Source organism: Microbacterium resistens NBRC 103078, from assembly GCF_001552355.1.
Taxonomy (GTDB): domain Bacteria; phylum Actinomycetota; class Actinomycetes; order Actinomycetales; family Microbacteriaceae; genus Microbacterium; species Microbacterium resistens.
The window spans coordinates 1-12893 of the sequence record NZ_BCRA01000004.1 but is presented as its reverse complement, the minus strand read 5'-3'; the positions used below and the strand labels follow the sequence as shown (position 1 = coordinate 12893).

The 12893-nt window shown below is 72.9% G+C and carries 14 protein-coding genes; 7 read left to right on the top strand and 7 right to left on the bottom strand.

All coding sequences use genetic code 11. The annotated features are described in order from the left end of the window. The 3 genes from MR1_RS00695 to MR1_RS00685 form a co-directional block, all read right to left on the bottom strand. Positions 1-355 (bottom strand): acyl-CoA dehydrogenase family protein (locus MR1_RS00695; protein WP_174522497.1); only part of this gene is annotated, 355 nt, incomplete at its 3' end. Next, on the bottom strand, positions 355-1533 hold the full coding sequence (locus MR1_RS00690) for an acyl-CoA dehydrogenase family protein (RefSeq protein ID WP_067242407.1): 1179 nt from the start codon (positions 1531-1533) through the stop codon (positions 355-357). The genes MR1_RS00690 and MR1_RS00695, both read right to left, overlap by 1 nt. After that, the gene (locus MR1_RS00685; protein ID WP_067242403.1) at positions 1530-2384 is read right to left on the bottom strand and encodes an enoyl-CoA hydratase; all 855 of its coding nucleotides are present in this window, start codon (positions 2382-2384) and stop codon (positions 1530-1532) included. The genes MR1_RS00690 and MR1_RS00685 overlap by 4 nt, the downstream gene beginning before the upstream one ends. A 133-nt stretch (positions 2385-2517) precedes the next feature. Between MR1_RS00685 and MR1_RS00680 the strand changes: the two genes are divergently transcribed. Genes MR1_RS00680 through MR1_RS00670 form a run of 3 tightly spaced genes read left to right on the top strand, consistent with a single transcriptional unit; the run spans position 2518 to position 5682 of the window. Further along, positions 2518-3687, top strand: a complete 1170-nt coding sequence (locus tag MR1_RS00680) for an acyl-CoA dehydrogenase family protein (protein ID WP_067242400.1) — start codon at positions 2518-2520, stop codon at positions 3685-3687. Next, on the top strand, positions 3684-4493 hold the full coding sequence (locus tag MR1_RS00675; RefSeq protein WP_067242397.1) for an SDR family oxidoreductase: 810 nt from the start codon (positions 3684-3686) through the stop codon (positions 4491-4493). The genes MR1_RS00680 and MR1_RS00675 overlap by 4 nt, the downstream gene beginning before the upstream one ends. Before the next feature lie 37 nt (positions 4494-4530). Next, the gene (locus MR1_RS00670; protein ID WP_067242394.1) at positions 4531-5682 is read left to right on the top strand and encodes an acetyl-CoA C-acetyltransferase; all 1152 of its coding nucleotides are present in this window, start codon (positions 4531-4533) and stop codon (positions 5680-5682) included. A 65-nt stretch (positions 5683-5747) separates the two neighbouring features. On the opposite strand, the gene MR1_RS00665 is transcribed toward MR1_RS00670, so the two are convergent. Genes MR1_RS00665 through MR1_RS00650 form a run of 4 tightly spaced genes read right to left on the bottom strand, consistent with a single transcriptional unit; the run spans position 5748 to position 9179 of the window. Then, complete coding sequence (locus tag MR1_RS00665) at positions 5748-6818, bottom strand: NAD(P)H-dependent flavin oxidoreductase (protein WP_067242392.1); 1071 nt, start codon at positions 6816-6818, stop codon at positions 5748-5750. Next, complete coding sequence (locus MR1_RS00660) at positions 6815-7564, bottom strand: CoA-transferase subunit beta (protein ID WP_067242389.1); 750 nt, start codon at positions 7562-7564, stop codon at positions 6815-6817. Before MR1_RS00660 ends, MR1_RS00665 begins: the two co-directional genes overlap by 4 nt. Continuing rightward, positions 7561-8424: a CoA transferase subunit A gene (locus MR1_RS00655; protein WP_255218056.1), complete on the bottom strand. Its 864-nt coding sequence runs from the start codon at positions 8422-8424 to the stop codon at positions 7561-7563. The genes MR1_RS00660 and MR1_RS00655 overlap by 4 nt, the downstream gene beginning before the upstream one ends. Further along, positions 8421-9179, bottom strand: a complete 759-nt coding sequence (locus MR1_RS00650) for an enoyl-CoA hydratase family protein (protein ID WP_067242386.1) — start codon at positions 9177-9179, stop codon at positions 8421-8423. Before MR1_RS00650 ends, MR1_RS00655 begins: the two co-directional genes overlap by 4 nt. 119 nt (positions 9180-9298) lie before the next feature. Here MR1_RS00650 and MR1_RS00645 point away from each other — a divergent pair, with 119 nt between their 5' ends. Genes MR1_RS00645 through MR1_RS00630 form a run of 4 tightly spaced genes read left to right on the top strand, consistent with a single transcriptional unit; the run spans position 9299 to position 12768 of the window. After that, the gene (locus tag MR1_RS00645; protein ID WP_067242383.1) at positions 9299-10201 is read left to right on the top strand and encodes an SDR family oxidoreductase; all 903 of its coding nucleotides are present in this window, start codon (positions 9299-9301) and stop codon (positions 10199-10201) included. Next, complete coding sequence (locus MR1_RS00640; protein ID WP_067242379.1) at positions 10198-11019, top strand: MaoC/PaaZ C-terminal domain-containing protein; 822 nt, start codon at positions 10198-10200, stop codon at positions 11017-11019. The genes MR1_RS00645 and MR1_RS00640 overlap by 4 nt, the downstream gene beginning before the upstream one ends. Next, on the top strand, positions 11016-11981 hold the full coding sequence (locus MR1_RS00635; protein WP_067242376.1) for an NAD-dependent epimerase/dehydratase family protein: 966 nt from the start codon (positions 11016-11018) through the stop codon (positions 11979-11981). Before MR1_RS00640 ends, MR1_RS00635 begins: the two co-directional genes overlap by 4 nt. A gap of 10 nt (positions 11982-11991) precedes the next feature. Then, complete coding sequence (locus MR1_RS00630; protein ID WP_067242373.1) at positions 11992-12768, top strand: electron transfer flavoprotein subunit beta/FixA family protein; 777 nt, start codon at positions 11992-11994, stop codon at positions 12766-12768. Positions 12769-12893 lie beyond the last annotated feature (125 nt).

Sequence of the window (12893 nt, the reverse complement as noted above, 5' to 3'; positions counted from 1 at the left end):
GGCCGGACACGGCGGCGGTCGCCACGGCCCCGCCGACGAGCGCGGCGCGGTCCGCCTCGGAGATCAGGCGCGGCAGCAGCGCGACGGTCTCGACGTAGGGCCCGGGGACCCCGTGGAAGCCCAGGCGTTCGAAGACCACGACGAGGTCGTCCAGGCCGCCGCCGAAGCCCCCTTCCGTCTCGGGCACGCGCAGACCCGTGAGGCCCAGCTCCGCGAACTGCGCCCACAGTGCCAGCCCGGCGGAGAGGTCGCCAGCGGCCCAGCTCTGCGCGACGTCCGCCCCTCCGGCGGCCTCGACGACGTCGTCGATCGCCGCGGCGACCGCGTCCTGTTCCTCCGTGGTGAGCAGACGCATCAGGACCGCCTTCCGTCTCCGCCGCGCGGGAGCCCGAGGATCCGCTCCGCGATGATGTTGCGCTGCACCTCGTTGGTGCCCGCGTAGATCGGCCCGGCCAGCGCGAACAGATAGTCCTCGGCCCAGCGCCCGTCGTCGACGGCGCCCGCGCCGCGCAGCTCCGCCTCGGCGCCGAGCAGATCCAGACCCGTCTGCTGGATGTGCAGATCGAGCTCGGACCAGAACACCTTGTTCATGCTGCCCTCCGCACCCACCTCGACGCCGTCGAGCATCGCGCTGACCGTGCGCCAGGTGAACAGCCGGTACGCCTCGGCGCCGATCCAGGCGTCGACCACGTCGTCGCGGCTCCTCGGCGACGCGGACGCCGCGTGGTCGTCGTACAGGTCGATCAGCCGGTCGGCGGCGGCGAGGAAGCGCCCCGGGGCGCGCAGCGACAGCCCTCGCTCGTTGCCCGCGGTGCTCATCGCCACCCGCCATCCGTCTCCCGGGGCCCCGAGCACGTCGTCATCGGGCACGAAGACGTCGTCGAAGAAGATCTCGGCGAAGCCCGTGCCGCCGTCCAGCTGCTCGATCGGCCGGACGGTGATCCCGTCCGCGTCCAGGGGGAACAGGAAGTAGGTCAGCCCGCGGTGGCGCTGCGCCGCGGGGTCCGAGCGGAACAGGCCGAACCCGCGGTCCGCCCACGCCGCCCGCGAGCTCCAGATCTTCTGGCCGTTCAGCACCCAGCCGCCGCGTTCCTCGTCGCGCCGCGCGGTGCTGCGGATCGCGGCGAGGTCGCTGCCGGCGCCGGGCTCGGACCAGGCCTGCGCCCAGATGAGGGAGCCGTCGGTCATGGGGCGCAGATACCGCTCGCGCTGCGCGGGTGTGCCGTGCTCGAAGAGGATCGGGGCCAACAGGGAGATCCCGTTCTGCGCGACGCGGGTCGGCGCCCCGGCCCGGTAGTACTCCTCCTCGAAGAGCACCCACTCGACCAGCCCGGTCCCGCGCCCGTTGTACTCCTCGGGCCATGCGACGACCGACCAGCCGCCCGAGGCGAGGGTCGCCTCCCACGCGCGGTGGGCCGCGAAGCCCTCGGCGGTGTCCATCGACGGCAGCGGTGCGGACGGGACGTGCGCGCGCAGCCAGGCGCGCGCCTCGGCGGCGAACGCCTCCTGCTCCGGTGTGAGATCGAGGTTCATGCCTTCTCCCCGTCGCGGATCGTGCGCGCGGTGACACCGGCGAGCGAGTCCCCGCCGACCTCGGCGTTGTGCGCGTGGGCGGCGTGGTGCAGCCCGAAGACGGAGTCCATCCCGGCGCGCATCCCCTGCAGGTCCTCCGCCTGGTTCACAGCCTTCTTGGTCAGCGCGAGGCCCAGGCGAGGCATGCGGGCGATCCGCTCCGCGATCGCCAGCGTCCGCTCCTCGAGCTCCTCGCGCGGCACGACGTGGTTGACCATGCCGAGCTCGTACGCGCGGTCGGCGCTCATCCGGTCGCCGGTGTACAGCATCTCCTTCGCGGCGCGCGGGTTCGTCACCCAGGGGTGCGCGAAGAACTCGACGCCGGGGATCCCCATGGTCACGACCGGATCCTGGAAGAACGCGTCCGCAGAGGCGACGATGAAGTCGCACGACCAGGCGAGCATCAGCCCGCCCGCGATGCAGGCCCCCTGCACCATGGCGATCACGGGCTTCGGGATCTCCCGCCACCTGCGGCACATGCCCAGGTACACCTCGGACTCGCGCGCGAACCGGGAGTCCACGCCCTCGGCGCCGACGTGGTCCCACCAGATGACGGCCCGGCGCTCGAAGCTCTGGTCGATGTCGCGCTCCGGGGTGCCGATGTCGTGCCCGGCGCAGAAGTGGTCCCCGTTGCCGCCGAGCACGATGGCCTTGACGTCGTCGTCGTCCACGGCGCGGACGAACGCGGCGTCGAGGGCGTAGGTCACCCGAGAGTTCTGCGCGTTGCGGTAGCGCGGCCGGTTGAGGCGGATGACCGCGACCTCGCCGCGGACCTCGTAGGTCACGACGGGGTCGTGTTCGTCGGTGCTCATGACCCGTTCCTCCTTGAACGACGGCGGCGGTCCGTGCGGCTGCCCGGACAGGGAACCAAACAAATGCTTGGTTTCTTGATACTATACGGGAACACCGTGCCGCTGGCCACGACGTCTCGATGAGGAGGACAGGGTGGATGGGACAGACACCGCGCAGGACGCGGAGTTCCGGGCCGAGATCCGAGGATGGCTCGAGGAGAACCTGACCGGACGCTTCGCCGACCTGCGCGGTCGCGGCGGATCCGGCCGCGAGCACGAGATGTTCGAGGAGCGGCTGGAGTGGAACCGGCACATGGCGGCGGCCGGGTGGACCTGCGTCGGCTGGCCAGTCGAGCACGGCGGGCGCGGCCTGAGCCTCGCCCAGCAGGTCATCTTCCATGAGGAGTACGCGCGCTCGAACGCGCCGGCCCGGGTGAACCACCTCGGCGAGGAGCTGCTCGGCCCCACGCTCATCGCGCACGGCACACCGGAGCAGCAGGCCCGGTTCCTGCCGAGGATCGTCGCCGTCGAGGAGCTGTGGTGCCAGGGGTACTCCGAGCCGGGCGCCGGCTCCGACCTCGCGGCGGTCTCGACGCGCGCCGTGCGGGACGGGGACCGCTGGGTCGTCAACGGGCAGAAGGTGTGGACGTCGCTCGCGCAGCACGCGCAGTGGTGCTTCGTCATCGCCCGGACCGAGGCGGGGTCGTCCCGCCACCGGGGGCTGTCCTATCTGCTCGTCCCCATGGACCAGCCCGGTGTCGACGTGCGCCCGATCCTGCAGCTCACCGGCACCAGCGAGTTCAACGAGGTCTTCTTCGACGACGCCGTCACGGAGGCGGGCCTCGTCGTCGGTGCCGAGGGCGAGGGGTTCGCCGTCGCGATGTCCACGCTCGGGTTCGAGCGCGGCGTGTCCACGCTCGCGCAGCAGATCGCCTTCCGCCGCGAGTTCGACGAGGTCGTCGCGCTCGCCGAGCGCAACGGCGCCGGGAACGACCCTCTGCTGCGCGACCGCCTGGTCCAGGCCCGGATGGGCCTGGAGGTCATCCGCCTCCATGCCCTCCGCACCCTCGGGGGAGAACAGGGGCACGACGCGTCCGTGACGAAGCTCCTGTGGTCGGGCTGGCATCGCGCGCTGGGGGAGCTCGCGATGGCCGTCGCCGGCCCCGACGCCCTCACCGTCTCCGAGCCGCCCTACGCCCTGGACGATCTGCAGACGCTCTTCCTGTTCAGCCGCGCCGACACCATCTACGGCGGGTCCGACGAGATCCAGCGCAATGTCATCGCCGAGCGCGTGCTCGGCCTTCCCCGAGAGGCACGACCATGAGCAGCATCCCGCACCGTCCCGTCACGAGCGCGCCGGAGTACGTCCCCGGCCACGGTCTCCTCGAAGGACGACGGGTCGTCGTCACCGCCGCGGCGGGTGCGGGCATCGGCTCCGCCACCGCGATCCGGTGCCTGGAGGAGGGGGCTGCGCTCGTCGTGCTGGGCGACACCCACGCCGGGCGGCTGGAGGAGGCCCGCGTCGAGCTCGGCGCCCGGTTCGGCGAGGAGCGCGTGCGCACGGTGCCCTGCGACGTCACCGACGAGGAGCAGATCGCGGACCTCTTGGACGCGGCGGAGGAGGGCGGGCCCCTCGACGTCCTCATCAACAACGCCGGGCTCGGCGGCTCCGTCTCGATCCTCGACATGACCGACGAGCAGTGGTCACGCGTCCTGGACATCAGTCTCACCGGCACGTTCCGCTGCATCCGGGCGGCCGGACGCCGCATGGTCGCGGCCGGAACGCAGGGCGTCATCGTGAACAACGCCTCGGTGATCGGCTGGCGGGCTCAGCAGGACCAGGCCCACTACGCCGCGGCCAAGGCCGGGGTCATGGCGCTCACCCGCTCGGCCGCGATGGATCTCGCCGCCCACGGCATCCGCGTCAACGCCGTCTCCCCGAGCCTGGCCATGCACCCCTTCCTGGAGAAGGTGACCACCCCCGAGCACCTGGAGGCGCTGAAGGCGCGGGAGGCCTTCGGGCGCGCCGCGGAGCCGTGGGAGGTGGCCAACGTGATGGTCTTCCTCGCCAGCGACTACTCCTCCTACATGACCGGCGAGGTCGTGTCCGTCTCCAGTCAGCACGCCTGACCGCCGTCCCCCGTCCGTCCATCACGAAGGATCCCCCATGAGCACTGCCTACATCGTCGACGCGGTCCGCACCCCGGTCGGCAAGCGCGGCGGCGCGCTCGCCGGCGTGCACTCCGCCGATCTCGGCGCCCACGCCATCGGTGCGCTCGTCGAACGCACCGGGATCGACCCGGGGGCGGTCGACGACGTCATCATGGGCTGCACCGACACCCTCGGCTCCCAGGCCGGCAACGTCGCCCGGACGGCATGGCTCGTCGCGGGGCTCCCCGACCACGTCCCGGGCGTGACGGTCGACCGGCAGTGCGGGTCGAGCCAGCAGGCCATCCACTTCGCCGCCCAGGCGGTGATGAGCGGCACGAACGACCTCGTCGTCGCCGGGGGCTTGCAGAACATGTCGGCGATCCCCATCTCCGCCGCGATGGCCGCCGGCGCCGCCTACGGCTTCACGACGCCGTTCGCCGAGTCCCCCGGCTGGCGGGCGCGGTACGGCGACCAGGAGGTTTCGCAGTTCCGCGCGGCCGAGATGATCGCCGCGCACTGGGGGATCACGCGCGAGCGGATGGAGGAGTTCGCGCTCGCGAGCCACCACCGCGCGATCGCCGCGATCGACGACGGACGCTTCGCCGGCGAGATCGCCCCCCTCGACGGGATCGCCACGGACGAGGGCCCCCGGCGGGAGACCTCGCTGGAGCGCATGGCCGCGCTCCCCACGCTCGTCGACGGCGGTCGGATCACGGCGGCCGTGGCGTCACAGATCTCCGACGCGGCCGCGGCGGTCCTCATCGCCTCCGAGCAGGCGGTCGCGGACCACGGGCTCACGCCGCGCGCGCGGATCCATCACCTGTCCGTGCGCGGTGCGGATCCGGTGTGGATGCTGACGGCCCCGATTCCGGCGACCCGGTATGCGCTGGAGCGCGCCGGGATGACCGTGGACGACATCGACCTGTTCGAGACGAACGAGGCCTTCGCGTCGGTCGTGCTCGCCTGGATGGACGAGCTGAAGGTCGACCACGGCAGGGTCAACGTCAACGGCGGAGGCATCGCTCTCGGCCACCCGATCGGGGCGACCGGCGCGCGTCTGATGACCACGCTGCTGAACGAGCTCGAGCGCACCGGCGGGCGCTACGGCCTGCAGACGATGTGCGAGGGCGGCGGCGTCGCCAACGTGACGATCATCGAGCGCCTCTGAGCCGTCGAGTGGTCAGTTTTTGTGGGTTCACGGCCGCGGAACCCACAAAAACTGACCACTCGACGTCAGAGGAGGTGGGCGGCGGCGGCGCGGAGGTGGGCGGCGGCGTCGCGGACGACCCGGTCGACGAGCTCCTCGCAGCTCGGCAGGTCGTCGATCAGGCCGACGACCTGCCCCGAGGCGAGCATGCCCGCGCCGGTGTCGCCGTCGACGAGCCCGGCCTTGAGCAGCATCGGCGTGTTCGCCGCCTGCGTCATCTGCGCCCACGACCGCCCGGTCGCCTTCTTCATGGAGAGCGCGTCCTTCGCCAGGCCCAACCAGCTCAGGCCGGACATCCGCTTGAACTCGAGCGACCGGCGCAGGGTCGGCAGCAGTCGGCCGATCGCGCCCGTGCGCTCGAGCCCCTCGACGTACTCCGTGCGCAGGAGCCGGTGCGGCATCCCGTCGGCCCTGGTCGTCACGACCGTCCCGTCCAGTCCGAACTCCAGATAGCGCCGCTTGATCGCCTCGGGCACGGCGCTGTCGCTCGTCAGCAGGAAGCGCGTCCCCATGCCGACGCCGACGGCGCCGTAGGCGAGCGCCGCCGCGAGGCCCCGCCCGTCGTGGAATCCGCCCGCGGCGATCACCGGGATGTCGACCGCCGAGACCACGGAGGGCAGCAGCAGCGAGGTGGGCACGGCGCCGGTGTGCCCGCCGCCCTCCCCGCCTTGGACCATCACGGCGTCCGCGCCCCACGACGCCACCTTCTCGGCGTGACGCACGGCGCCGATCGACGGGATCACGACGATGCCGTGGTCCTTCAGCTTCGCGATGAGCTCCCGGCGCGGCGCGAGCGCGAAGCTCGCCACCGCGACCCCGTGCCGGATGAGGAGGTCGATGCGCTCCTCGGCGTCCCCGGCGTCCGCGCGCAGATTCACCCCGAAGGGACGGTCGGTGCGCTCCTTCACCTCCCGGATCGCCCGCTCCAGCTCGTCGAAGGACATGGTCGCCGAGGCGAGGATGCCGAGCGCACCCGCTCGCGCTGTCGCGCTGACCAGGCGCGCCCCCGCCACCCAGCCCATGCCGGTCTGCACGATCGGGTGGTCGACGCCGGTGAGCCGGGTGAGCGCGGTGGAGATCATCGGGGGAGTGCTCATGGGGAGGGGACCTCTCTGTCTCTGAGGCGTCGGGGATCGAGGCGTTCGCGGATGAGGCGGAGCTCCTCGGCGTCGGGCACGCGGGTGGTTCCGGCGTCGTCCGGAACGTGGAGGGGGAAGCCGGTGGCCGCCTTCACCTCGGCGACGGTCACGCCGGGGTGCACGCTGACCAGTGCCAGGGAGTCTCCGGGGCCGGAGAAGTCCAGCACGGCGAGGTCGGTCACCACGCGCCGGACGTCGTGGAAGCGGTCGGAGCCTTCGGCCACGGCCCGTACGCGCCCGACGCCGGTGACGACGTCGACGGCCGGGACGAAGACCCGCGGGGCATGCCGCGCGATCCAGTAGCTGGTGGCGTGGTTGGCGGTGTTCGTCGCCGCCGCGCGGGCGCCGAGGAGCTGCCGGACGGGCCGGTCGCGCTCCCCGATCGCGGAGAGGTTCTGATTCCCGAACCGGTCGAGCTGGGCGGCGCCCATGATGACGTGGCGTCGTCCTCGGGCGATGAGCTCGAACAGCTCCCGGTACGGCAGCGGGGCCTCGGGCTCGCGGAAGGGCTCGTCGATCGCGGGGGTGTCGGCGTAGAGGGTGGCCTCGCCGTCGCTGAGCAGCAGCCGGGGCGCATGGGTGAGGCGGGCCAGGCGCGCGCCGATGGTCGGGATGACGCCGGTGGGGCTGGCCAGGATCGCCCCGGCGCCGCGGAGCAGGTCGCTGCACGCCGCGACGGCGACCTCGGCCCGCGAGGCGTTCACGCCCGGGCCTCCGCGTGGAACCGCGCGACCTCGGCGCGATAGGTCGCCTCGTCGACGTCGACGAAGGACCGGCGGAAGTCGTCCCACGCCTCGGGCGAGGCCGCCGCGGCGACGTACGCGCCCTGCAGGGCCTCGTCGCGCGGGGCGAACGGCGGGTGCGCGGTGAACCCGGCGCCCCCGGGGCACGCAACGACCCGATCGATCTCGGTGCGGTTCAGGACGGTGGCGGTGTGCCCGGCGCCGGTCAGCAGCGCGGACGTCGGCACGACCTCCTCCACCGAGGCGACCGTGCGGGCGGCCGCGCGGGCGAAGAGGTCGTCGAAGTGCGCGTCCGGGCCGAGCACCACGGCGGTGCCGTGCTCGTCCGCCCGATCCAGGTGCACCAGGGCCAGATCGAGCGGCACCGCGGGCATGGCGACGAGGACCTCCCCGTCGGCGTAGGGCGAGGTGATCGTGCGGATGTCGGGGTTCCGAAGCACGGCGTCGGATCCGGCGCCGGCACGCGTCGCCTCGAACGGGAGACGGCGCGAGGCCGCGCGGAGCCCGGCGACGAGCATCCCCTCGTCCAGCTCGACGCTGCGGACCTCCCCGCGCTGCCGACGCGCGGCGAAGTGCGGATCGATGGCGACGGTGTCCAGGGAGACGAAGCCGTGGACGACGGTCGACGCCTGCCCGGTGGCGCAGAGGATCCCGACGTCCGGTCCGCCGAAGCTCACGACCGTCAGATCCCGGACTCCGGATCGGACCACGGAACGGACCAGCGCCATCGGCTTGCGGCGCGATCCCCAGCCGCCGATCCCGATCGTCATCCCGTCGCGCAGGAGCGCGGCGACGTCGTCGAGGGCGAGGAGGGCGTTCACGTCTCCAGCGGCCCGCCTGTCGCGACGAACTCGTCGCGGTGCTCGTCGGCGACGCCCGCCAGGTTGAGCTCGAAGGTGAATCCCTGCTCGAAGCGGTAGCTGCGGTTCGGGTCGATCGGGTCGATGCCGTTGAGCGCCTCCTTCGCGGCGCGGATAACGCGAGGGTCCTTGGCGGCGATCTCGTCGGCGAAGGCGACCGCCTGGGCGTCGAGCTCCTCGCGGGGCACGACGGCGGTCACGGTGCCGAACGCGGCGAGCTCCTTCGCCGTCACCGTGCGGCTGGTGTAGTACATCGCCCGGAGCATGTGGTGCGGGACCAGGCGCGCGAGGTGGGTCGCCGCGCCCAGGGCGCCGCGGTCGACCTCGGGAACGCCGAAGTAGGCGTCGTCCGCGGCGATGATCACGTCGCTGTTGCCCACGAGGCCCACGCCGCCGCCCAGGCAGAAGCCGTTGACCGCGGAGACGACGGGGACGCGGCACTCGTAGATGGCCTTGAACGCCTCGTAACAGCCGCGGTTCGCGCCGAGGATCCCGCGGAAGCCCTCGATCCGCTGCATCTCCTTGATGTCGACGCCGGCGTTGAAGCCGCGGCCCTCGGCACGGAGGACCACGACCCGCGTGCGGTCGTCCTCGGACGCCTCCCGCAGGGCGGCGGCGACGTCGAACCACCCGGCGACGGGAAGGGCGTTGACCGGGGGATAGGCCATCGTGATGATGCGTACACCGTTGTCGCGCACCGTTGCGGAGAGTGTCATCCGGGTTCCTAACCTAACGTTTGCTCAACACCCTAACACTTGCTTGGTTGAGTGGGTAGTGTGGGTGCCGACCGACACCCACGGCGTCATCGACGCGGACTCGAAGGAGAGCAGCACCCATGACCGGAATCCTTGACGGACGCGTCGCGATCGTGACCGGGGCAGGACGCGGGATCGGGCGCGAGCACGCCCTGGAGCTCGCCCGTCAGGGGGCGAGAGTCGTCGTGAACGACCTCGGCACGGCCCTCGACGGCGACGGCGCCTCCTCAGGACCCGCGCAGGAGGTCGTCGACCTCATCCGGGCCGACGGCGGGGAGGCCGTCGTCAACGGCGCGGACGTCGCGGACTTCGCTCAGGCGAAGGGCCTCGTCGATCAGGCGATCGCCGACTTCGGGCGCCTGGACATCCTGGTCAACAACGCCGGCTTCGTCCGGGACCGCATGCTCGTCAACGCCGAGGAGAGCGAGTGGGACGCCGTGATCCGCGTCCACCTGAAGGGGCACTTCGCGCCGCTTCGCCACGCCGCCGCCCACTGGCGGACCGAGGCCAAGGAGGGGCGCATGCCGACGGCCCGCGTGATCAACACCTCCTCCGGCGCAGGGCTCCAGGGAAGCGTCGGGCAGGCGGCGTATTCGGCGGCCAAGGGCGGGATCGCGTCGCTGACCCTCGTGGCCGCGCACGAGCTCGCCCGTTACGGCGTGGGGGTCAATGCCCTCGCCCCCTCGGCCCGCACCCGCATGACGGAGGGCGCCTTCGCCGAAGCGATGGCGGCTCCGGCGGACGGCTTCGACCGGCTGGACCCGGCCAACGTCTCGCCGGTCGTCGCCTGGCTCGCCAGCGCCGACTGCGACGTCACGGGACGGGTGATCGAGATCGAGGGCGGACGGATCTGCCTGGAGGATGGCTGGCGCCATGGCGCGTTCCGGGACGCGGGGCGACGCTGGCGGGCCGAGGAGCTCGGCGAGGTGGTCCGTGCGCTCGTCGCCGAGGGCGCCGAGCCCGAGCCGGTGTACGGCGCATGAGCGCGGCGGAGGCGCCCGAGCGGGGGACCGTGCCCGCGGGGGACTGGGCGGGCCGGTCGCTCGGAGAGCGGACCGTCGGCTACGACGAGCGGGACGCGATCCTCTACGCCCTCGCCGTGGGCGCGCGGGCTGATCAGCTGGATCTGGTGTTCGAGGACCGGCTGCGGGTGCTCCCCACCTTCGGGCTCACTCTGGCGCAGTGGGCGCCGGACGTCCTGGCCGGCGAAGGGGCGTTCGACGCGCGGTCCGTGCACGGGGCGCAGAGCCTGGAGGTGCGGGGGGAGCTGCCGAGGGCGGGGGAGATCCGGCTTGCCGCGCGGGTCGGGGCGGTCTGGGACAAGGGCTCCGCCGCCGTGTTCGAGGTCATCGTGGAGAGCGATCTGTTCGCCGCGACGTGGTCGATCTTCGCTCCCGGCCGCGGCGGCTTCGGCGGCGACCGCGGACCCGGGCGCGAGGCTCCGCAGGAGCGCACATGGGCGCAGGAGCGGGTCGTCCGCACCTTCGCCGAGCAGGCCGCGCTCTACCGGCTGACCGGCGACCGGCACCACATCCACATCGATCCCGACGCCTCCGCGCGGATCGGGCAGCCCCGCCCGATCCTGCAGGGCCTGTGCACCCTCGCGACCGCGGCAGGGGCCCTCGCCGAGGCGCGTGGCGCCCATCCGGCGGACCTGCGCACGCTCTCCGGTCGCTTCAGCGGCCCGGTCGTCCCGGGCGACGCCCTCCTGCTGCGGGACGCGGGCGCCGAGGACGGCGCGTTCGAGGTCCTCCGCGACGCCGCGCCGGCGATCTCCGACGGCCGGGCGGTGTTCGCATGAGCCGGGTGCTCGTCGTCGGCGGGACGGGGATGATCGGCGGACGGATCGTCGCGGACCTCGCCGCCGACGGGGAACAGGTCGCCGTGCTGTCGCGGACGGCCTCGGACCCGGTGCCGGGCGAGGCGGGGCCGCGCCTCGTCGGCGACTACACCGCACGGGCGGGGGAGCCGGGGGCCGTGGGCGCCCGGGAGCTGGAGGGCTTCGACGCCGTGGTCTTCGCCGCGGGCAACGACATCCGGCACGTGCGGGCCGAGCACGAGGACGAGGCGTTCTGGGAGCGGACGCAGAGCACGGGCGTGCCCGCGTTCGCGGCGACCGCCAAGGCCGCGGGCGTCCGACGCCTCGTGCAGATCGGGAGCTACTACCACCAGCTGTACCCGGAGTGGGCCGAACGGATCCCGTACGTCCGTGCGCGCAGGCTCGCGGACGAGCGCACGCGGGCGCTGTCCGGGGACGGGTTCGCGGCGATCACCGTCAACCCGCCGTCGATCGTCGGGATGCGGGCCGGACGCGACGTGCGCGGGTACGCGCGTATGGTCGCCTGGGTGCGCGGCGAGCGGCCCGAGCCGCCGCTGTTCGCGCCTCCTGGCGGCACGAACTACATGTCGCTGCGCTCGTTGTCCCAGGCCGTGCGCGGCGCGCTGGCGCACGGCGAGGCCGGCACGGCCTACCTCGTCGGCGACGAGAACCACACCTACCGCGACTACTTCCAGCTCCTCGCGGATGCCGCCGGAAGCGATCAGGTGATCGAGGAGCGGGACGAGGAGCACCCCTTCCAGCCGGATCGGTTCATCGTCCAGGGGCGCGGCGCGGTCATCGCGTACGAACCCGATCCGGCGGAGGTGCGGCTGCTCGGATACGGCCGCGACGACGTGGCCCCGGCCCTGCGCGAGATCGTGCGGGCGGTGGACGAGGCGGCGTCGGGGGCGGACCCCCGCCCGGATAGAATCGAGAAGGCGTGAGGAGCAATCGATGAAGATCTTCGTCCTGGTGAAAGAGGTCCCCGACACGTACGGGGACCGCAAGCTGGATCTGACCACCGGCCTGGCCGATCGGGCCGCCGGTGACGTGGTGCTGGATGAGATCACCGAGCGCGCGCTCGAGGTCGCCCTGTCCTACGCCGACGCGAACGCGGGCACCGAGGTCGTCGCCGTGTCGATGGCGCCGGAGTCCGCGACGGCCTCCGTGCGCCGGGCCTTGGCCATGGGCGCGGGATCCGCCGTGCACGTCGTCGACGAGCAGCTGCGGGGCGCCGACCTGGGCGTGACCGCCGCGGTCCTGGCGGCGGTCGTGCGCCGCGGCGAGCCGGACCTCGTCCTCACCGGCAACCTCTCCACGGACGGCTCGGGCGGGGTGCTCCCGGCGATGCTGGCCGAGCACCTCGGCTTCGCGCAGCTGACCGCCCTGAGCGCGGTGACGATCTCCGCGGACGCCGTCAGCGGCACCCGCGTGACGGACTACGGCGCACAGGAGGTCTCCGCGCAGCTGCCCGCGGTCGTCTCGATCACCGAAGCGCTGCCGGACGCGCGCTTCCCGAACTTCAAGGGCATCATGGCGGCCAAGAAGAAGCCGCTGGAGGTGCTGAGCCTCGCCGACCTGGGCGTGAGCGTCGATCCGGCCGAGGCCCCGCAGACGATCATGACCGCAGTCGCGGAGAAGCCGCCGCGGGCGGCCGGTGTGAAGATCACGGACGAGGGCGACGCCGCCGCGCAGCTGGTGGAGTTCCTCGCGCAGAACAGGCTGGTGTGACATGGGATACCCCGAGAACGCGATCCTCGTCCTCGTCGACGTGACCCCCGCGGGCGAAGCGGCGCCGAGCACCGCGGCCCTGCTGGGCGCGGCGTCGACGCTCGGCGCGCCCGTCGCCCTCGTCG